The following is an 18857-nucleotide window of genomic DNA, read 5'->3' as shown; positions in this document are numbered from 1 at the left end:
ATGCCGCTGTTTTGCCCGACGTGTCAAAGATTTCGGAAAATGCGCGTGCCTTGAAATGGTGGCACCGGCTACTTTGCATGGGGTTGTTTTCGCGTTTTTTGATCCGGTCGCCGGTCTCCGGCCGGATGCGCGCGCCGCTTTCACATCTGCGTGCAGAAAAATTCCATCTTCATTCGCTCCGCGGGTTGAAAGATTAATCATGCGCTTCGCGCCGGGCGCAGTGCTCGCGTCGCTATTTTTCTGAGTGTCTCGACACCTCCACTAAGGCGCACCATCATTCCTGCATCGCAAGGAATGACGGCCATCTGCGGCCGGGAGTTTTGAATGCAGCGTCGGGACTTTCTTAGACTATCCGTGGGAACTGCGGCAGCCGCTGCGTTCGCCTCGCGCGCAAATGCGCAAGGCGCCGTGAAGGAAATTCGCATCGGCTATCAGAAGAACGGCGTGCTGGTCATCACGCGGCAGCAGGCCGCCTTGGAAAAACATTTCTCCCCGCAAGGCATCGAGGTGAAATGGGTCGAGTTCTCCTCGGGTCCGCCGATGATGGAGGCGATGAATGTCGGCAGCGTCGATTACGGCGCCGTCGGCGATTCCCCGCCGGTGTTCGCGCAGGCCGCGGGTGCTGCGATCGTCTACGCCGCCGGCCAGCCCATCACCAACGGCCAGGGCATTCTGGTGCCGAAGGATTCGCCGATCCGCACGATCGCTGAACTGAACGGCAAACGCATCGGCTTCACCAAGGGCTCCAGCGCCCACAACATCGTGGTGCAGACGCTGGAGAAGGCCGGTCTCACCTATGCCGATATCACGCCGGTCTATCTCACGCCGCCGGACGCCGGCCCTGCTTTTGCCAATGGCAGCATCGAGGCCTGGGCGATCTGGGATCCTTACTTCGCCATCGGCGAGACGAAGCAGAGCGGCCGCATCCTGGTCAACGCCCACGAGATCACCGAGACCAACTCCTTCTACATCGCCAACCGCGATTTCGCGAAGAACCATGGCGAAGTCTTGCAGCAGATCATCGACGTCACCACGGCAACGGCCGCCTGGGCTGAGCAGCACCGCGACGAGGTCGCGAAGTCGCTCGCCGCGGTCACGGGCATTCCGCTCGATATCCAGACCATCGCGGCCAACCGCTCGTCCTACCGCGTCGGCCCCGTCACCGACGACATCGTCGCGACCCAGCAGGGCGTCGCCGATCGCTTTCACAAGCTCGGCCTGATCCCGAAGCCGATCGCCATCCGCGACATCGTCTGGCGCAACCCGGCAGCCTGATCGTGCCGACCAGCCTTCCCACGCACAGGGGTTTGAACATGAGGCGTATCATTCAGCGTCTGATCGCGGCCATCGTGCTGTCGATCGCCATCGTCGCGGCCGCCGTCGGCACGTCCTACGGCTAGTCATCAGAGCACATCCATGAGCCAATCCAAAAGCAACATCCTCTGGTTCCTGCCGACCCACGGCGACGGCCGCTATCTCGGCACGGGAACCGGTGGCCGCGAGGTCAACTTCAACTATCTGCGCCAGGTCGCGCAGGCCGCCGATCAGCTCGGCTATTTCGGCGTGCTCTTGCCGACCGGGCGGAGCTGCGAGGATTCCTGGATCGTCGCCTCTTCAGTGGCACCGTTCACCGAGCGGTTGCGCTACCTCGTGGCCGTGCGTCCCGGCCTGCAATCGCCGAGCGTGGCGGCGCGCATGACGGCAACGCTCGACCGCATCAGCGACGGCCGGCTCCTCGTTAATGTCGTCACCGGCGGCGATCCCGTCGAGAACAAGGGTGACGGAATCTTCCTTGGCCATGACGAGCGCTACGAGGTCACCCGCGAGTTCCTCAACGTCTATAGCGACCTGCTCGCCGGCAAGACCGTCAATGTCGAGGGCAAGCACATCCATGTCGAGGGCGGCAAGCTGCTGTTTCCTCCGGTGCAGTCACCGCGGCCGCCGCTTTACTTCGGAGGCTCGTCGGATGCCGGCATCGACGTCGCCGTCGACACCGTCGACAAATATCTCACCTGGGGCGAGCCGCCGGCTTTGGTCGCCGAGAAGATCGAGAAGGTGAGGGCGATCGCTGCTGCCCGCAGCCGCAAGCTCTCCTTCGGCATCCGTCTTCACGTGATTGTCCGCGAAACCAACGAAGAGGCGTGGAGTGCCGCTAACGACCTGATCAAGCATGTCAGCGACGACACCATCGCGCGGGCGCAGAAAAACTTTGCCCGCATGGACTCCGTCGGCCAGCAGCGCATGGCGCAGCTCCATGGCGGCAAGCGCGACAAGCTCGAGATCGCCCCGAACCTCTGGGCCGGCGTCGGCCTCGTGCGCGGCGGGGCCGGGACGGCGCTGGTCGGCGATGCCCAGACCGTCGCGGCCCGGATCAAGGAGTACCAGGATATCGGCATCGATACCTTCATCATGTCGGGCTATCCGCATCTGGAAGAAGCCTATCGTTTCGCCGAGCTGGTCTTCCCGCTGCTCTCGCTGGAGCAGCCCAGCAACGTGACGAAGCTGCACTTCAATGGCGGTCCCTTTGGCGAAACGGTCGGCAGCGATTTCCGTCCGCAGCAGAGGGTGTCGCAGTCATGAGCCTGATCGACAGCGTTTCGCTTCCACGCAGCTTCCGCCTGCCGCGGGTCGACGGCCTGATCCAGTGGATCGTGCCGCTCGCCATCATCGCGATCTGGCAGGTGGCCAGCGTCACCGGCTTCGTGCCGACGCGCGTGCTGCCGGCGCCGAGCGACGTCGTGCTCGCAGGCTGGAAGCTGCTGCTCTCCGGCGAGCTCGTCCGCAACATCTGGGTCTCGTTCTGGCGCGCCTCGATCGGCTTTCTGATCGGCGGGGGCATCGGCTTCGCCTTCGGTCTCGCCAACGGCCTGTCGCAGCTCTCGGCCAAGCTCACCGACACCACGCTCCAGATGGTACGCAACGTGCCGCATCTGGCGCTGATCCCGCTCGTCATCCTCTGGTTCGGCATCGACGAGAGCGCCAAGCTGTTCCTGGTGGCGCTCGGCGTATTCTTCCCGATCTATCTCAACACGCTGCACGGCATCCGTACCGTCGATCCGCAGCTGATCGAGATGGGCCGCATCTACGGCATGAGCGACGGAGAATTGTTCCGCCGCGTGATCTTCCCCGGCGCGCTGCCCTCGATCTTCGTCGGTATCCGCTTCGCGCTCGGCATCATGTGGCTGACCCTGATTGTCGCCGAGACCATCGCGGCGTCCTCGGGCCTCGGCTACATGGCGATGCAGGCGCGCGAGTTCATGCTGATCGACGTCGTCGTGCTCTCGATCCTGATCTACGCCCTGCTCGGCAAGCTCGCCGACAGCGCCTCCCGCGTGCTGGAGCGCCTGACGCTCTCCTGGCACCCCGCCTTCCAGAAACGTTGAGAGTGACATGCAGACAGCCCTTCGTACGTCTCTCCCCGAAACCGAGCTCGCCGACCGCGCCAATTTCGCACCGCAGGCCCGAATCGTGCGCGAGGAGCGGCCGGTGCAGACCAGCGGCCTGCCACTCAGCATCCGCGGCCTGCGCAAATCCTTCGGCGACAACGAGGTGCTGCGTGGCATCGACCTGCACATCCCCGTTGGCCAGTTCGTTGCTATCGTCGGAAAGAGTGGCTGCGGCAAGAGCACGCTGCTGCGCCTGGTCGCGGGCCTGGAGACAATCGACGCCGGCAGCATCGGCTTCGGCCAGGACGTCCAGCCCGAAGACATCCGCGTGATGTTTCAGGAGCCTCGGTTGCTGCCCTGGGCGCGCGTTCTCGACAATGTCGAGGTCGGTCTCGGCCGCGATCGCGCATCCAGCGATGCGCATGCGCGCGCCGAGAAGGCCTTGACGGAGGTCGGACTGGTCGACAAACGCGACCAGTGGCCCTCGGTGCTGTCAGGGGGGCAGAAGCAGCGCGTTGCCCTTGCCCGCGCGCTGGTCTCCCGTCCGCGCGTGCTCGCTTTGGACGAACCGCTCGGTGCGCTCGACGCGCTGACCCGCATCTCGATGCAGCGGCTGCTGGAGCGCGTCTGGCGCGACCAGGGTTTTACCGCGATCCTGGTGACCCACGATGTCTCCGAAGCGGTCGCGCTGGCGGACCGGGTTTTGGTGATCGAGGAGGGCCGGATTGCCCACGATGTCACGGTCAACGCGGCGCGGCCACGCGAACGCGGCTCGGTTGAGCTCGCGGGCCTCGAAGGCTCGATCCTGAGCCATCTTTTGTCGGCGGATGATCGTACCTAGATAAAGAGGGACCCCGCTTCGGGGAACATGCCATGAATGTAGTTCCTCGCGATCTCATGACTGAAATTCCTGTCTCGTCTGCCGATTTCCGCGTCGCCATGCGCCACCTCACCGGCGGCGTCAGCGTCATCACCGCCGGACGGGGCAGGGACATCACCGGCATGACGGTCACGTCGGTGACCTCGCTGTCGGTCGAGCCGCCGACGCTGCTGGTCAGCATCAACCGCGATGCCTCGTCCTTTCCGCTGATCAAGCGCCACGGCGCTTTCGGCGTGAATATCCTCAACGCCGACCAACTCGATGTCGCCGAACGCTTTGCCGGCAAGGGCGGGCTGAAGGGGGCGGATCGCTTTGCCGGCGCGCAGTGGGTGACATCGGTCTCGGGCGTGCCACTGCTGGTCGGCGCATTGTCGGCCTTCGATTGCGAGGTCGAGGAGATCGTCGAGCGGCATTCGCACGGCATCGTCATCGGCCGTGTCAGTGACGTCAAGAACTCGACCCGCAACGCCGCGCTGGCCTATTGGCACGGCCAGTATGTGGCGGTCGACCAGGACGAAGACGCGGCACGGCTCGCGGACGTCAGCGTTCCCTCGCGCGGCCGGCGCGGCATTTGATCGCCACCGGCGATTTCCACGCAGGCTGGCCTTTTCCCTGTCATCGCTCTAGAAGCGCTGCCTGAGCCGCCCCGTATCAGGGGCGGCAATGGAGCGGAACGATGAAGCGCGTCGCGACCCTGGCCTTCTACGCTGTCGGCGCGCTGGCGATCGCCTATCTCGCGCTCTACGCCTATGCGATGTTCAGCGGCCAGCCCGTGATTATCCCCGGCGACCCCATCCACATCTTCCGCAAGCCGGACGCGCCGAATTATTCGTGAGGACTTCGTAGGGTGGGTTAGCGAAGCGTAACCCACCTCTTTACTTTCCACGCGGACAGAGAAGTGGTGGGTTACGCCTTCGGCTAACCCACCCTACGCAGTCACGAATTCAACCCCGCAAAATCGCCAGCGCCAATGCCTGCGCGCGCGGCACGATGCTCTCGATCTCGAGATACTCCTCCGGTGTGTGCGCGAGCCCGCCGACGGGCCCGACGCCGCAGATGGTCGGCGTGCCGACCGCGGCGGTGAAACCGGAATCGGCGCAGCCGCCGGAAAACTCGCCCTGGAGCGTAGTGAGGCCGACCTGCTTTGCGGCGACCTGATAGCCTTCGAACAGCGCCTTCGAGTCGGGGCTCTGCACCACCGGCACGAACTCGCCCTTGATCGTCAGGGTTGCGCTCGTGCCGGGCACGTAGGACGTTGCGATGATCTTCTCGATGGCGGCCATCACCACCGCACGGTCCGCCGGATCGACATAGCGCAGGTCGATCTGACCTTCGGCGGAAGGCGCCGTCGTGTTGACGGACTGGCCGCCGGACACCAGGCCGACATTGAGCGTAATGCCCTTGTCGAGATTGGTCAGCGCATGGATCTGCACGACCTTGTGCGCAAGCTCGCCGATGGCGCTGACGCCGGCGGCGAAATTGGCGCCGGAATGCGCGGCTTTGCCGGTGATGGCGAATTGCATGAAGATGCCGCCCTTGCGGCTCGTCACGACATTGCCGGTCGGCCGGCCGGGCTCGGAATTGAACACGGCGCGGGCGGCGCGTCCCTCACGCTCGATCACGGGCCGGGAGGAGGGCGATGCGATCTCTTCGTCCGAGGTGATCAGCACCTTGATCGGATGCGGATTGCCGCCGAATTTCTGGAAGGCGGTCGCCACGAACACGTTCATGACGAGGCCGGCCTTCATGTCGGCGACGCCAGGCCCATAGGCGCGCGTGCCCTGGATCGTGAATGGACGGCGCCCGGCCTCGCCCTTGCCGAACACGGTGTCGCGATGCCCCATCAACAGCACCGGTCGCTCGTTGCTGCCGGGCTTTGCCACCTCGGCGTGGATCGCGTCGCCGAACGTGCCGTGGCTTTCGCGCCTGACGGGGATGCCATGCTCGGCAAAATGCCGCTCGAACCGCGCACCGACCGCATCGACGCCTTCCTTGTCATAAGACCCGGAATCGATGTTCACGACATCGCGCAGCAGATCGATCATCGCCTGCCGCTGCGAGGCCAGCCAGTCCGTGATTTGAGCTTCAGACATGTTTACCCTCGCATGGTTCTTACCCGCGGTTATATGGCTTGACGTGCGGTTGGCCTAGTCGCATGGCGCGGTCCCGTTATGCGAAGGATGCTCTCGAGGCTCGTCATCTTCGCTGCGCTCGCAATGATCGAGTGTTGGCGATAGGCACGCCCCACTCTCGTGTCCCGGACGCGCTGCAACGCCCTTCAGCGTTGCTGCGCAGAGCTGGGACCCATGCCACACGGTTCGCGCCCTCGGAAACATGGGCCCCGGCGCTGCGGCGCACCGCTAAGGGCGCTGCGCTGCGTCCGGGGCACGAGAGGAGCGCGACGCGGCCGACCGAGCCCGGGCATCTGCATTTCTCAACCAGCGTGCGTGTCGCCTACGCTCCCACCATCGGCATGCGCGGATATTCGCCCGGAGTGCCGGCGGGCGGGATCGGGATGCCGCCGTCGGCATATTCGTTGAGCTTGTTGCGCAGCGTGCGGATCGAGATGCCTAAGATGTTGGCGGCGTGGGTCCGGTTGCCGAGGCAGTGCTTCAGTGTTTCCAGGATCAGGTCGCGCTCGACGTCGGCCACGGTGCGGCCGACCAGCGCCCGCGTCACCTGCTCGGCAGCCATCGTCGCATGCGCCACGGCCGGCGCCGTCTTGGCGAGGTCGAGGCGGTCGCCGTCCGGGGTGATGATCGCGTCGGACCCGATCTCGTCGCCCTGCGCCATCAGCACCGCGCGGTGCATGGTGTTTTCGAGCTCGCGGACGTTGCCCTGCCAGCGGTTGGTGGAGAGCACGCGGCGCGCTTCCGCCGAGATCGGCCGCATCGGCACGCCGTTGGCCTCGGCATATTTCTTCACGAAATGCTGGGCGAGCTCCAGAATGTCGGCGGGGCGCTCGCGCAGCGGCGGGATCTTCAGGTTCACGACATTGAGGCGGAACAGGAGGTCCTCGCGGAACGTGCCTTCGCGCACGGCCTCGGCGAGGTTGCGGTTCGAGGTCGCGATGATGCGGATGTCGACCGGCACCGGCTTGGTGCCGCCGACGCGATCGATCACGCGTTCCTGGATGGCGCGGAGCAGCTTCGATTGCAGGCGGACGTCCATCTCGGAGATTTCGTCGAGCAGCAGCGTGCCGCCGGTGGCCTCCTCGAACTTGCCGATACGGCGGGCGACCGCGCCGGTGAAGGCGCCCTTTTCATGGCCGAACAGCTCGGACTCCAGGAGATGCTCGGGGATCGCGGCGCAGTTGATGGAGATGAAGGGGCGCTTGCCGCGGGCAGAGCGGGTGTGGACGTAGCGGGCCAGCACTTCCTTGCCCGTACCGGACTCGCCGGTGATCATCACCGAGGCATCCGAGCCTGCGATCTGCTGGGCAAGCTTGATCACCCTGGCCATCGCCTCGTCGCGATAGACCAGCTCGCGGGAATCGTTGGCGACCGCGGCGAGCACGGCTGCGATCAGCTCCGGCTCCGGCGGCAGCGGGATGTATTCCTTGGCGCCGGCGTGGATGGCGGCGACCGCGGCGCGGGCATCGTTGGTAATGCCGCAGGCGACGATCGGAGCGTGGATGTGCTCGGCCTCCAGCCGCATCACGAGGTCGCGGATGTCGAGGGCGACATCGACCAGCAGGAGGTCGGCGCCCTTGCCGCCGCGCAGCACGCGCATCGCCTGCTCGTGATCCTCCGCATGGGTCACGGTGGCGCCGTTCTCCATCGCGATCTTGGTGGCGGTGGTGAGCTGGCCCTTCAATGTACCAACGATGAGAAGCCGCATGTCAGTCTCCTGTCCGTCCGGTCGCGCTATCGCGCGTCATTCCCTGCGATTGCATCAGCATGATCCGGAAAAGTGCGAAGCGGTTTTCCGACAAGATCATGCTCAAAAAAATCACGTGCGTTCAGTCTTGATGATTTCGGTCATGGTCACGCCGAGCTTGTCCTCGACCAGGACGACCTCGCCGCGGGCGACCAGCTTGTTGTTGACGTAGATGTCGATGGCCTCGCCGACGCGCCGGTCGAGCTCGAGCACGGTGCCGGGTCCGAGCTTCAGGAGCTCGCCGACGTCCATCTTGGAGCGGCCGAGCACGGCCGAGACCTGCACCGGAACGTCGAACACGGCTTCGAGGTCGGCGGCGACGCGTGCCGCATATTCGTCCTCGTTGTAGCTGACGTCAGCGCTCGCCGGCGGCAGCGGGCCGTTGAGATCGGGCAGCGGGACCTGTCCGTCGGTGTCGCTCATGGCTTAGCTCCCCCTCCGGGACGCGATATAGCGTCCGACCATTTCGTCGATCTTGGCTGCGATGGCGCCGCGCTCCAGCACGACGCCGCCATCGGCCCATTCGATCCGGCAGTCGCCGGTGGCAATTTCAGGCTCGGCCAGGATCACCAGCCGGCCCTCGAAGCCGCTCTGCCTGGCAAGCCGTTCGATCTTCTCCCGCGCGGCGTCGTAGAGCGCGTCGTTGATCCGGACGACGAGATGCGGCGTCGCAACCAGATGCGAAAAGCAGTCGCGCACCAGCGCCATGATCTCGCCGAGCGGCTCGGCGGCGACCAGGTCGGCGCACAGCTTGCGCGCCACCGCGACCGCGACGTCGACCGCTTCTGTCTCCATCTTGGACTCGATACTGCCGATGCCGGACGCGATGCCACGCATCGAGATGTTGATCTCTTCCACGGCGAGCGCGACGCGGCGGTCGCTCTCGGCCTTGGCTTCGCGCAGGCCGGCGGCAAAGCCGTCCTGGTAGGCGCGCGCCTCGGCTTCCGCGACCTTCTGGGCGATCTCGGCCGCGGTTGCGGCCTTCTCACGCGTCGTCCGCTCGGGCGCTGCGAAGTCGGTATCGAACAGGAATTTTGCCGGAGCGGCCATTAGTACACCAGCTCGTCGTCGGCGCGGTTCTTGGTCAGCATGATCTCGCCCTTGGCGGCGAGGTCCTTGGCGAGATTGACCAGCAGCGCCTGGGCCTCGTCGACGTCGCGCAGACGCACCGGGCCCATCGCCGCCATGTCGTCCTGGAGCATCTTGGCCGCGCGCGAGGACATGTTGCCGAAGAAGAAGTTGCGGACGTCCTCGTTGGCGCTCTTGAGCGCGACGCCGAGCTTGTCCTTGTCGACGTTGCGCATCAGGGTCTGGGCCGAACCGGAATCCAGCTTCACGAGGTCGTCGAAGGTGAACATCAGCGCCTTGATTCGCTCGGCCGATTCCCGGTTGTCCTCTTCCAGCGAGGTGATGAAGCGGGTTTCGGTCTGGCGGTCGAAATTGTTGAAGATCTCCGCCATCACCTCGTGGGCGTCGCGGCGGCGGGTCTGCGACAGGTTGGACATGAATTCGGTGCGCAGCGTCTTCTCTACGCTCTCGATCACCTCCTTCTGCACCGCTTCCATCTTCAGCATGCGGTTGACGACGTCGAGCGCGAGCTCCTCGGGCAGGATGCCGAGCACGCGGGCGGCGTGCTCCGACTTCAGCTTCGAAAGCACCACGGCGATGGTCTGCGGGTATTCGTTCTTGAGATAGTTGGCGAGAACCTCTTCCTGCACGTTGGAGAGCTTCTCCCACATGTTGCGCCCCGCGGGGCCGCGGATCTCGTCCATGATGCCGTTGACGCGCTCCGGCGGCAGGTATTGCTGCAGCAGGCGTTCGGTGGCGTCGAAATTGCCCATCAGCGCGCCGGAGGCCGACATGCGCGAGACGAATTCAAGCAGCATGTCCTCGACGGTATCGACCTCGACGGTGCCGAGCGTCGACATTTCCAGCGAGAGCTGGCGCACCTCATCGTCGTCGAGCAGGCCCCAGATCTTGCCACCATACTGCTCGCCCAGCGCCAGCATCAGGATCGCGGCGCGCTTCGAGCCGGACAGTGCCTCGACCTTGCCCGCGCGATTGCCGGCGCGCTGACCGAGCGTGGAGATCACGCTGGTGATGTCGTTCGAGTTGGCGTTTTGCAAGCTGGCCATGTCAGATCACTTCTTGATTCACTCGGCTTGGGTCATTTGGCGGGCTCGGCGAGCCACTGGCGGATGATAGCGACGGTTTCGTTGGGGTTGCGCTCGGCGAGCTCGCCGACGCGATGAACGGACTGGGCGTGGACCTGGCCCTGGATGGTGGCGACGTCGATCGCGCTCGCGGCGCCGCCCGCCAGAAGCTGCTGGCCGCCGGTCGCCGGAGCTGCCTCTTCTGTGGCGCCCGGGCCGGCGAGAACGCCGCTGATGGCGGCGGCGACTTCGTCGGAAGCCAGGATGCGTTTGACCAGCGGGCGGATCACCAGGAACAGCACGACGAGGCCGAGCAGCATCATCACGCCGAGCTCGACGAAGTACATGACGTCGTCCTTCGTGAACTGGAGCATGCCGAGGAAGCCAGAGGGCTCGCCGATCGGGGCGGTGGAGGGCGCATCGGCAAAGCGCAGATTGACGACCTCGACCTGGTCGCCGCGCTTCTGGTCGAAGCCGATCGCCGAACGCACCAGGGCGGCGATGCGGTCGAGCTGCTCCTTGGTGCGGTCCTGATAGGCGAGCTCGCCTTTGTCGTTCTTGGAATAGATGCCGTCGACCAGCACCGCGACCGAGATGCGATTGACCCGGCCGGCCTCGGTCACCTCGGTCTTGGTGGTGCGGGAGATCTCGTAATTGTTGGTCTCTTCGGTCTTCTTGCTCTGGTCCTTCGCCGTCTGACCACTGTTCTGCTGGTTGCCGGGCAGCTCGTTGTTGACGGTGACCTGGCCGTTGTTGTCGGCGGTCATGCTCTGCTCTTCGCGGGTCTGGCTCGAGCGCAGCACGCGGCCTTCGGGGTCGAACTTGTCCGAGGTCTGGGTGACCTTGTTGAAGTCGAAATCGGCGGAGAGCTGCACGCGGGCGCGGCCGGTGCCGACCACTGAGGAGACGATGTCCTCGACCTGCTTGCGCATCCGCTTCTCGAAGGCGATTCGGCGTTCGTCGCCGACCGCCTGCTCCGGATCGGTCGCGGCGCCATCGGCGAGCAGCTGGCCGGCCTCGTCGACGATCGAGACCCGCTGCGGCTTCAGCCCGTTCACGGCCGAGGCGACGAGGTGACGGATGGCGCGGATCTGCTGCGCTTCGAGCGAGCCGCGGACCCGCACCACGATCGAGGCCGACGGCTCCGGCGCCTCGCGTGAGAACAGCGGGCGCTCCGGCAGCACGAGGTGAACGCGGGCCGCCTGGATGCGGTCGATGGCGCGGATGGTGCGGGCGAGCTCGCCTTCCAGCGCGCGGAGGTGGTTGATGTTCTGGACGAAGCTGGTGGTGCCAAGCGCGTCCGACTTGTCGAACACCTCGTAGCCGACGCCGCCGCCCTTGGGCAGGCCGCCCTCGGCGAGCTTCATCCGCAGCCGGGTGACCTTGTCCTTGGGCACCATGATGATGGTGCCTTCGTTGCGCAGCTCGAACTGGATGCCCTGGCGTTCCAGATCTTTGATAATGCTGGAAGAATCTTCGACGCTGAGGTCGGTGAACAGCGTCGTCATCTGCGGCGTGGTGACGCGCATGATGACGAACGCGAAGAAGCCGATGAGCGCGGCAGTGACCGCGATCATTGCCCCGAACCGGGCGGCGCCGATACCTTTCAGGAAGTCAACCAGACCTTGCAAGCAACCGCCCCAACAGCTTCGGCCGCTTTCACTGGAAAGGCCGACTGGGCAATTATTGCCTAGGTGATGGTTTCGATATGGTTAACGAAGGTTAAGAGGTCGGACAAAAGTGGCACCATGAAAAAAAATCGGCCTCGCGGGGCGAGGCCGATTTTCGTTAGAAGTCGCAGATTTCCGGATCGCTTACTGGCGATATTGCTGGATGCGGGTGGTGCGAAGACCCGCCAGACCGTGCTGGTCGATGGAAAACTGCCAGGAGAGGAATTCGTCGACCGTCAGGGTATATCGGCTGCAGGCCTCCTCGAGGGAGAGAAGTCCGCCACGGACAGCGGCAACGACTTCGGCCTTACGGCGGATGACCCAGCGTTTGGTGCCGGGCGCAGGTAGATCCGCAATCGTCAGCGGACTGCCGTCCGGCCCGATGACGTATTTTACCCTCGGGCGATGGGGTTCTGTCATGGCGTACTCACAAACTCTCAACCACTGAACTCACGCCGTAACCGTAACCCCGGCGACTTAAAAATCCGCTAAGCCTAAGGCTTCAATACAATTCTCGTTGAAAATGGCCGCAACACAGCCGGCCCGGCAGGCTGGACACCATGGTCCGAGCCGGCCAAGCGGTCAGGAGGTAAATACTTTACTAACAAACGAGGCCCGCGGTGACGTCGCAAAGCCCCTCAATTGTCGTCCCGGGGCGCGCGCAGCGCGAGCCCGGGACCCATGGAGTAGTTCTTACGAAGACTCGGGATTACCGTCTTATGCTCGAACTACTTCCTCGGGTTATACGACACCGTATGTGCCGCGCCGCCTTAGCTGCCGGAGCTGCTGGTGGCGACGATGGTCTTCACCTGGCTCAGCGTGTAGCTGTTGCCGTCAATCGTGAGCAGCGGCGGCGACTGGGTCAGGTCGACCGACGACACCACGCCCTGCACCTGCGCGGCGACGCCGACATTGTTGCCCGCGATATCCTTGCCCGTCGCCGAGATCGTGTACTTGCCGTCGGGCCACTGCGTGCCGTCATTGCCCTGGCCGTTCCAGGTGAAGGGAATGTCGCTGCCGGCGCCGGCCGTATATTTGCCGGTGAACACGGTCTGGCCGGCACTGTTGGCGATCGAGATCTCGACGGTGGCACTCGAGGGCACGTTGAGATGCCAGGTTGCCGACGATTGCTTCATCGTCGCGGTGGTGCCGTCGACCACCGCGGTCTTGCCGACGAAGCCGAGCGCCTGGGTCGCCTGCGTGGTCTGCTGCAGGCTGACGAGCTGGGAGAGCGAGTCGTTGGTCTTGAGCTGCTGCTCGACGCCGGCGAACTGCACCAGCTGCTGGGTGAACTGGTTGGTGTCGAGCGGATCGAGCGGGTTCTGGTTCTGCAGCTGCGTGGTCAGCAGCGTCAGGAAGGTCTGGAAATTGCCGGCGAGCGTCGATCCCGTGGTCGAGCTCAGGGAGCCCGACGATGAGGATTTCGGGATGTCGGTCGTCCCGGAGACGGGTTTCGGGGCGGCGGCGGCATTCGTGGTGGTCATTTGCGAATACTCCTCACACTCTGATGTCGACGCCGCTGCTCGATCCGAGCATGCGGCCGTAGCCGCGCCCGGGCGCAGCAGCAACGGTGTCGTCCTCGCTGATGATCAGCCGGCGGGCATTGCCGCCATTGTCGTTGCTCTGGTCAGAATTCCGGCCCGATGAATTCTGGTCGCGCAGGCTGAAGGACAGCCCGTTGCTGCCGGTCTTGAAGCCGGCATCGTCGAGCGCGCGCTGCAATTGTGGCGCGTCCTGCTTCAGCATCGACAGCGTCTCCGGCTTCTCGACCGTCAGATGCGAGGTGACCTGGCCGTTGCGATCAACATTGATGCGGACGTCGATGCGGCCAAGATCGACCGGATCGAGGCTGATGTCGAAGCGCGTCTTGCCGGCGCGCGCGGCCGCCGCGATCTCGATCGGCACACCGCTGATCGGCACGGCCGTGGTGTTTGCCGCGGTCGCGGTGAGCGTTGCGGTCGATGCGGTCGCAGTCGACGTCGTCGTGGTCAGCGGCGCAGGAATCGCGGAGGCGGCCTGCGCACTGGTGTCGGTCGGCGTGGCAGCGGTCTGCGTGCCCGCGTGAGCGTGCGTGGTCGGCGTAGCCGTTGTCGCATCACCGGTGTGGTCGGAGGCGCCGGCCTTCGCATCAGTCGCGTTCGCCTCGGCTTGAGGCTTTGCGGCTTGCGCATGCGTGGCACTGGCGGTCGCCGGAGCCTGCGTGGCGTTGGCGTTCGCCTTGCCCGCGTCCTGGCCGATATTGGAGACGTCGGTCTGTGCTTGCGCGGTGGCGGCCGCCTTGAACGAGGTTTTTGGCGTGCCCTGGTCGACCGCGGCAATCAGCCCGCCATTGGTCTTGGCATCGGTCGCGGTCGGATCAGTCGTGCCGGTCGCTGCATCCCCCAACGTTCCCGCTGTGTCGGCATCGACCTTGGCGCCGGCCGTCTTGGCGCTCTTGTCGCCCGCCGTGGCGGTATCGGTCTTGGTGCCCGCGATCTGCGCCGCGGTGGAGGCGCTGGCGGCAATGCCGGCGGCGGCGATCGTCAGCGGCGAAGAGGCGTTGCTGGCGGTCTGGTTCGCGGCCGCATTCGGATCGACCGGCACCACGGGCGCGGCCACGACGATTGCGTTCGGATCGGGCGCCGCGGCTTGCGCCGCGTCGGTCTGCGCGGTCGCCGAAGCATCAACGGTGGCGGCAAGCCCATTGGTGTCGTCGGACTTGTCCGCCGACTTGGTGCCGGAGGATTCGGACTTGTCCTTGGTCTTGCCGGAAGCCTTGGCCGGATCGGTCGTCGTGTCGCTCTTGGTAGGCGCGGACGTGACGGTGTCGTCGCTGGCCTTGCTCTGCGAGGACTGGTCGGTGGCCGAATTGTCGCGCGGGCTCTTGTCCGAGGCGGACGACGACGCGGTGTCGGTCCGGCGCGGTGCGGTATCCTGCGCCTGGGACGACGCATTGTTGCTGATCGCCTGCGTGTTGCTGTCGACCAGCGAGCCGAAGGAGTCGTTCGCGGACGTGTCTTTCGTGCCCTGCGACCGCGCAGGCTTTTGCTGCGCGCCCTGGACGGGCACGTTTGCCGCTACATCTGACGTCACACCGACCACAGGCGACCCCTAGGAAACATCTTCGGGATGGGGGTAGCAAGGAGCGGGCCAGTCATGAAAACTTAATTTTATAATGTAAAATCAATAGCTTGAACGGTTGGCGTCGCCGTCACCAAGCCCGCCGCTACCCCGCCATTTCTGCCTCCCCGGCAAGAATTGCCCCAAGCTGGCTGCTGGCGTGATTGCTTCACCGGAATGGCGCCTATATTAAAGAGGTGCTCTCAGCCGCTTTCGACCGGGCAAGTCGTGCCCTTCGGGAACCAAAGTTCCGGGGGATCGCCGATGGCCCCGCCGGAAGCCGAAGAAAAGTTCAAGCAAACGCGGATCCGCCGCACGCCGCTGTCACAACCTTAAGGCCCATGCTCAACAGTCTGGATCTCGAAGGCCGTCCGCAGGACACCAGGGTCGTCGTCGCCATGTCGGGCGGCGTCGATTCCTCGACGACGGCTGCGCTGCTGAAGGCGGAAGGCTATGACGTCGTCGGCATCACGCTCCAGCTCTACGACCATGGCGCGGCGACTCATCGCAAGGGCGCATGTTGCGCCGGCCAGGACATCCACGACGCTCGCGACGTCGCCGCGAAACTCGGCATTCCCCATTACGTGCTCGACTACGAGGACCGTTTCCGCGAGTCCGTCATCGACAATTTCGCCGACTCTTACGCGCTCGGCGAGACGCCGGTGCCGTGCATCGAGTGCAACCGTTCGGTCAAGTTCCGGGATCTCTTGAAGACCGCGCGCGAGCTCGGCGCGCATGCGCTCGCCACCGGCCATTACGTTGCCTCGCGCCGCCTCGATAACGGCTCGCGCGCGCTGGTGTGCGCGGCCGACAGTGATCGCGACCAGAGCTATTTCCTGTTCGCGACCACGCGCGAGCAGCTCGACTTCCTGCGCTTCCCCCTCGGCGACATGACCAAGCCCGAGACGCGCGAGCTCGCGCGCCGCTTCGGCCTTGCGGTCGCCGACAAGCACGACAGCCAGGACATCTGCTTCGTGCCCACGGGGCGTTACACCGACATCATCACTCGCCTGCGGCCGAACGCGATGGACCCCGGCGAGATCGTCGATCTCGACGGCCGCGTGCTCGGCCAGCACAACGGCATCGCCAATTTCACCGTCGGCCAGCGCCGCGGCCTCGGCATCGCCTCCGGCTCGCCGCTGTACGTGGTGCGGCTGGATGCCGCTGGCCGACGCGTCGTCGTCGGCCCGCGCGATGCCTTGAAGATGCACCGCATCGTGCTGCGCGACGTCAACTGGATCGGCGACGGCGATATCGATTGCGCCATCGGCAGCGGCCTCGAGATGTTCGTGCGCGTGCGCTCGACCCGCAGCCCCCAGCCGGCGTGGCTGCGCGGTGGCAACGGCCATTACGAGGTCGAGCTCGTCGCGGGCGAGGAGGGCGTCTCGCCCGGGCAGGCCTGCGTGTTCTATGACGCGCCTACCGGGCAGGCGCGCGTGCTCGGTGGCGGCTTCATCCAGAGCGCCGCCGCGAAGGTCGCGACGAGCACGACGAGGCCGCTGGTGGAAGCGGTGCGCGGCTAGCGCATGATCCGGAAAAGTGTGAAGCGGTTTTCCGACAACATCATGCGCAGCATCAGAATCTAATTTCCGGGGCAGGGGGTATGGCAGCAGACATCTCGCGGGCCGGGGTCGAGAAGGCCTATGGCCGCTGGGCGCCGGTCTACGATCTCGTGTTCGGCAAGGTGTTCGATGCCGGAAGGCAGTCGACCATCGCGGAGGCCGACCGGATCGGCGGCCGCATCCTCGACGTCGGCGTCGGCACCGGCCTGTCGCTCTCCGATTATTCGCGCACCACAAGGATCTGCGGCGTCGACATCTCCGAGCCGATGCTGCGCAAGGCACAGGCGCGCGTGCGCGCGCTCGGGCTGTCCAATGTCGAAGTGCTTTCGGTGATGGACGCGAAGAACCTCGCCTTCCCCGAAAACTTCTTCGACGCGGTGGTCGCGCAATATGTCATCACCGCCGTGCCTGATCCCGAAGGCACGCTCGACGAATTCGTGCGCGTGCTCAAGCCCGGCGGCGAGTTGATCCTCGTCAACCACATCGGCGCGGAGAGCGGCCCGCGCAAGCTTTTCGAGCTCGCCTTCGCACCCGTAGCCCGCCGCCTCGGCTGGCGCCCGGAATTCCCCTGGGACCGCCTCGTCAACTGGGCCGCAAGGCACGGCGGTGTCACGCTCGCCGAGCGCCGCCCGATGCCGCCGATGGGGCATTTTTCGCTGATCCGCTACCACAAATCGTAATCGTGAATAGCGTAGCGCGCAGTTGGGCCTGCATGGTTCTCGCGGCGATGCGAAGCATCGTCCGCTACGCCCGCTTGGGCGGGCTCCTCACCATGAGGGTTTGATATCTTGCCGCAAAACCCGACCTCATCCTGAGGGCCCGCCGTAGGCGGGCATCTCGAAGGATGGCCGCGGGCTAGCTATTTGCCACGCTTCATGTGCGATTGCTGGGGTTTGCGATCCAAAGCCCGATCACATCGCACTTCGGCCAGGAACATCGAGCCCAACCCGCGCGTTTCCGTCCCATGCGCACGACATCAAACATCATTCTGGCTGGCCTCCTGATCGCCGCCTCAGGCGCCGCGATCGCGCAGGCCCCGCCCGCCCCGGCGACGCCGCCGCAACAGACCGCGCCGCCGTCCCCGCAACACACGGCAGACTGCACGCCCCAGGACCGCCCCAACCGCGCCACCGCGCCCGACGGCATCACCACCGGCCAGGCCCGGGAACCGCTCGCCGACAAGCTGGCCAAATCCGACGGCGTGATCTGCCCGCCCGCAGGCGTCGACCCCGAAATGCACGCCCCGGCGCCCTCTACCGACGGCGCCATGCCCGTCATCCCGCCCCCCGGCAGCCCCGGCGGCGACCCGACAGTCAAGCCGAAATAGGGTCGTTTCTTCCTTCGCCTCTCCCCGCCCGCGGGGAGAGGCCGAAATCCGCGCAAAAGCGCGGATTTCGGGTGAGGGGGACTCTCCGTGAGTCTGGTGCGGAAAAGTGGCCGATTCCGGCGCCGAAACCGGCCACTTTTCCGCCCTTCCGCGCCTTGTCTCGCCAAAGCTTTAGCGAAGGCGGATTGACAGCCCGCCGCCCCCTTCCTTATATGCCGCGCGTTCGCGAGATCAGCCGTTTCGGCATCGCGAGCCCTGTGGCGGGGTAGCTCAGCTGGTTAGAGCACGGGAATCATAATCCTGGGGTCGGGGGTTCGAGTCCCTCCCCCGCTACCAAAAAAGCCGCATTGGAATCAATTGGTTACTGTCATTCGGGCTGGACCGTGCTGTTCGGCGCAGACCTCCGTAGCACATTGGTACCACCGTGTGAGTTGGGGCAGCAGTCGAATCCTTGAAGTTCACTCGTATTCGAATCCTTCGACACGGCGATCGAGCTGGGTGCCGATCCCTGCGCCATGCGCGTGCCGCCCTAGTCGAACACCAGTTGGCTTTTCATTGACGGTCTCAGGTTCGCGTTTCGGCGCGCGCCTGCCAAATCCCTCAAGCTTGCGAATGGCTCAGTGCGTCCCCCAACAAGGCGAAAGGCCTCAAGGAGTCGATTGCGAAATTCGGAAATACGGAGGACAAGGTCTTGCGGTTGGAGCCATGGGGACGCGCGACAACAGTCTTCCAAGATGGGTACGTCCTGCTGATGCACTGGCTTGAGATCGAGGAGTCCGAAGAGGTGGACGACGACCGGACTTCGGCGCAGCGCTTCAGGGATCAACAGGCGCGCTCGCGTTAGCGGCAAAAGCGCATTTATGATTTTGCGATTCCGCGAAGCGAGTCGGCTGGGTCGGGG

At 65.1% G+C, this 18857-nt stretch carries 18 protein-coding genes and 1 tRNA gene; 10 read left to right on the top strand and 9 right to left on the bottom strand.

Annotated features, from left to right (window positions below):
- The first annotated feature begins 324 nt into the window (after window positions 1-324).
- From AC630_RS33110 to AC630_RS45825, 6 genes are all read left to right on the top strand, one after another.
- A complete protein-coding gene (locus AC630_RS33110; RefSeq protein ID WP_074122637.1) occupies window positions 325-1275 on the top strand; it encodes a sulfonate ABC transporter substrate-binding protein in 951 nt (316 codons plus the stop codon).
- Window positions 1276-1416: 141 nt separating this feature from the next.
- Entirely contained in the window at window positions 1417-2580 is a 1164-nt protein-coding gene (gene ssuD, locus AC630_RS33105) for an FMNH2-dependent alkanesulfonate monooxygenase (RefSeq protein WP_074122636.1), read from the top strand.
- The gene (ssuC, locus tag AC630_RS33100; protein WP_074122635.1) at window positions 2577-3383 is read left to right on the top strand and encodes an aliphatic sulfonate ABC transporter permease SsuC; all 807 of its coding nucleotides are present in this window, start codon (window positions 2577-2579) and stop codon (window positions 3381-3383) included. Before ssuD ends, ssuC begins: the two co-directional genes overlap by 4 nt.
- A 7-nt stretch (window positions 3384-3390) precedes the next feature.
- Complete coding sequence (locus AC630_RS33095; protein ID WP_074122634.1) at window positions 3391-4227, top strand: ATP-binding cassette domain-containing protein; 837 nt, start codon at window positions 3391-3393, stop codon at window positions 4225-4227.
- A 32-nt stretch (window positions 4228-4259) separates the two neighbouring features.
- Window positions 4260-4841: a flavin reductase family protein gene (locus AC630_RS33090; RefSeq protein WP_074122633.1), complete on the top strand. Its 582-nt coding sequence runs from the start codon at window positions 4260-4262 to the stop codon at window positions 4839-4841.
- Between the two features lie 101 nt (window positions 4842-4942).
- Window positions 4943-5101 carry a hypothetical protein gene (locus tag AC630_RS45825; RefSeq protein ID WP_167561326.1) on the top strand — a complete coding sequence of 53 codons (159 nt, stop codon included), beginning with the start codon at window positions 4943-4945 and terminating at the stop codon, window positions 5099-5101.
- 109 nt (window positions 5102-5210) lie between these two features.
- On the opposite strand, the gene AC630_RS33085 is transcribed toward AC630_RS45825, so the two are convergent.
- From AC630_RS33085 to AC630_RS33045, 9 genes are all read right to left on the bottom strand, one after another.
- The gene (locus AC630_RS33085; RefSeq protein WP_074122632.1) at window positions 5211-6359 is read right to left on the bottom strand and encodes a M20 family metallopeptidase; all 1149 of its coding nucleotides are present in this window, start codon (window positions 6357-6359) and stop codon (window positions 5211-5213) included.
- A 361-nt stretch (window positions 6360-6720) separates the two neighbouring features.
- On the bottom strand, window positions 6721-8106 hold the full coding sequence (gene flbD / locus AC630_RS33080; RefSeq protein WP_074122631.1) for a sigma-54-dependent transcriptional regulator FlbD: 1386 nt from the start codon (window positions 8104-8106) through the stop codon (window positions 6721-6723).
- 111 nt (window positions 8107-8217) lie between these two features.
- Window positions 8218-8568, bottom strand: coding sequence for a flagellar motor switch protein FliN (gene fliN / locus AC630_RS33075; protein ID WP_074122630.1), 351 nt, complete (start codon window positions 8566-8568; stop codon window positions 8218-8220).
- Between the two features lie 3 nt (window positions 8569-8571).
- A complete protein-coding gene (locus AC630_RS33070; protein ID WP_074122629.1) occupies window positions 8572-9195 on the bottom strand; it encodes a FliH/SctL family protein in 624 nt (207 codons plus the stop codon).
- Window positions 9195-10280 (bottom strand): flagellar motor switch protein FliG, encoded by a 1086-nt coding sequence (gene fliG, locus AC630_RS33065; protein ID WP_074122628.1) that lies wholly within the window; start codon window positions 10278-10280, stop codon window positions 9195-9197. Before fliG ends, AC630_RS33070 begins: the two co-directional genes overlap by 1 nt.
- Window positions 10281-10312: 32 nt before the next feature.
- Window positions 10313-11929 carry a flagellar basal-body MS-ring/collar protein FliF gene (fliF, locus tag AC630_RS33060; RefSeq protein WP_074122627.1) on the bottom strand — a complete coding sequence of 539 codons (1617 nt, stop codon included), beginning with the start codon at window positions 11927-11929 and terminating at the stop codon, window positions 10313-10315.
- 183 nt (window positions 11930-12112) lie between these two features.
- Complete coding sequence (gene sciP / locus AC630_RS33055) at window positions 12113-12388, bottom strand: CtrA inhibitor SciP (protein WP_002714638.1); 276 nt, start codon at window positions 12386-12388, stop codon at window positions 12113-12115.
- A gap of 350 nt (window positions 12389-12738) precedes the next feature.
- Window positions 12739-13452: a flagellar hook assembly protein FlgD gene (locus tag AC630_RS33050; RefSeq protein WP_074122626.1), complete on the bottom strand. Its 714-nt coding sequence runs from the start codon at window positions 13450-13452 to the stop codon at window positions 12739-12741.
- Between the two features lie 13 nt (window positions 13453-13465).
- On the bottom strand, window positions 13466-15049 hold the full coding sequence (locus tag AC630_RS33045) for a flagellar hook-length control protein FliK (RefSeq protein WP_074122625.1): 1584 nt from the start codon (window positions 15047-15049) through the stop codon (window positions 13466-13468).
- Between the two features lie 359 nt (window positions 15050-15408).
- Between AC630_RS33045 and mnmA the strand changes: the two genes are divergently transcribed.
- The 4 genes from mnmA (at window position 15409) to AC630_RS33025 (ending at window position 18292) form a co-directional block, all read left to right on the top strand.
- On the top strand, window positions 15409-16590 hold the full coding sequence (mnmA, locus tag AC630_RS33040; RefSeq protein WP_074122624.1) for a tRNA 2-thiouridine(34) synthase MnmA: 1182 nt from the start codon (window positions 15409-15411) through the stop codon (window positions 16588-16590).
- A gap of 80 nt (window positions 16591-16670) precedes the next feature.
- Window positions 16671-17309 carry a class I SAM-dependent methyltransferase gene (locus AC630_RS33035; protein WP_074122623.1) on the top strand — a complete coding sequence of 213 codons (639 nt, stop codon included), beginning with the start codon at window positions 16671-16673 and terminating at the stop codon, window positions 17307-17309.
- A gap of 284 nt (window positions 17310-17593) precedes the next feature.
- A complete protein-coding gene (locus tag AC630_RS33030; protein ID WP_074122622.1) occupies window positions 17594-17956 on the top strand; it encodes a hypothetical protein in 363 nt (120 codons plus the stop codon).
- A 259-nt stretch (window positions 17957-18215) separates the two neighbouring features.
- A tRNA-Met gene (locus tag AC630_RS33025) sits at window positions 18216-18292 on the top strand.
- The last annotated feature ends 565 nt before the right edge of the window (window positions 18293-18857 follow it).

Origin of the sequence: Bradyrhizobium sp. AS23.2, assembly GCF_001908185.1 — a bacterium.
In the GTDB taxonomy this organism is placed as follows: domain Bacteria; phylum Pseudomonadota; class Alphaproteobacteria; order Rhizobiales; family Xanthobacteraceae; genus Bradyrhizobium.
Note: the sequence above shows the minus strand (reverse complement) of the source record. Positions and strands in the feature narration are given on the sequence as shown.

Bases quoted from the DNA above. Each gene is read 5' to 3' on its own strand.
- AC630_RS33110 (WP_074122637.1), top strand. From the start codon at position 325: ATGCAGCGTCGGGACTTTCTTAGACTATCCGTGGGAACTGCGGCAGCC.
- ssuD (WP_074122636.1), top strand. From the start codon at position 1,417: ATGAGCCAATCCAAAAGCAACATCCTCTGGTTCCTGCCGACCCACGGC.
- ssuC (WP_074122635.1), top strand. From the start codon at position 2,577: ATGAGCCTGATCGACAGCGTTTCGCTTCCACGCAGCTTCCGCCTGCCG.
- AC630_RS33095 (WP_074122634.1), top strand. From the start codon at position 3,391: ATGCAGACAGCCCTTCGTACGTCTCTCCCCGAAACCGAGCTCGCCGAC.
- AC630_RS33090 (WP_074122633.1), top strand. From the start codon at position 4,260: ATGAATGTAGTTCCTCGCGATCTCATGACTGAAATTCCTGTCTCGTCT.
- AC630_RS45825 (WP_167561326.1), top strand. From the start codon at position 4,943: ATGAAGCGCGTCGCGACCCTGGCCTTCTACGCTGTCGGCGCGCTGGCG.
- AC630_RS33085 (WP_074122632.1), bottom strand. From the start codon at position 6,359: ATGTCTGAAGCTCAAATCACGGACTGGCTGGCCTCGCAGCGGCAGGCG.
- flbD (WP_074122631.1), bottom strand. From the start codon at position 8,106: ATGCGGCTTCTCATCGTTGGTACATTGAAGGGCCAGCTCACCACCGCC.
- fliN (WP_074122630.1), bottom strand. From the start codon at position 8,568: ATGAGCGACACCGACGGACAGGTCCCGCTGCCCGATCTCAACGGCCCG.
- AC630_RS33070 (WP_074122629.1), bottom strand. From the start codon at position 9,195: ATGGCCGCTCCGGCAAAATTCCTGTTCGATACCGACTTCGCAGCGCCC.
- fliG (WP_074122628.1), bottom strand. From the start codon at position 10,280: ATGGCCAGCTTGCAAAACGCCAACTCGAACGACATCACCAGCGTGATC.
- sciP (WP_002714638.1), bottom strand. From the start codon at position 12,388: ATGACAGAACCCCATCGCCCGAGGGTAAAATACGTCATCGGGCCGGAC.
- AC630_RS33050 (WP_074122626.1), bottom strand. From the start codon at position 13,452: ATGACCACCACGAATGCCGCCGCCGCCCCGAAACCCGTCTCCGGGACG.
- mnmA (WP_074122624.1), top strand. From the start codon at position 15,409: ATGCTCAACAGTCTGGATCTCGAAGGCCGTCCGCAGGACACCAGGGTC.
- AC630_RS33035 (WP_074122623.1), top strand. From the start codon at position 16,671: ATGGCAGCAGACATCTCGCGGGCCGGGGTCGAGAAGGCCTATGGCCGC.
- AC630_RS33030 (WP_074122622.1), top strand. From the start codon at position 17,594: ATGCGCACGACATCAAACATCATTCTGGCTGGCCTCCTGATCGCCGCC.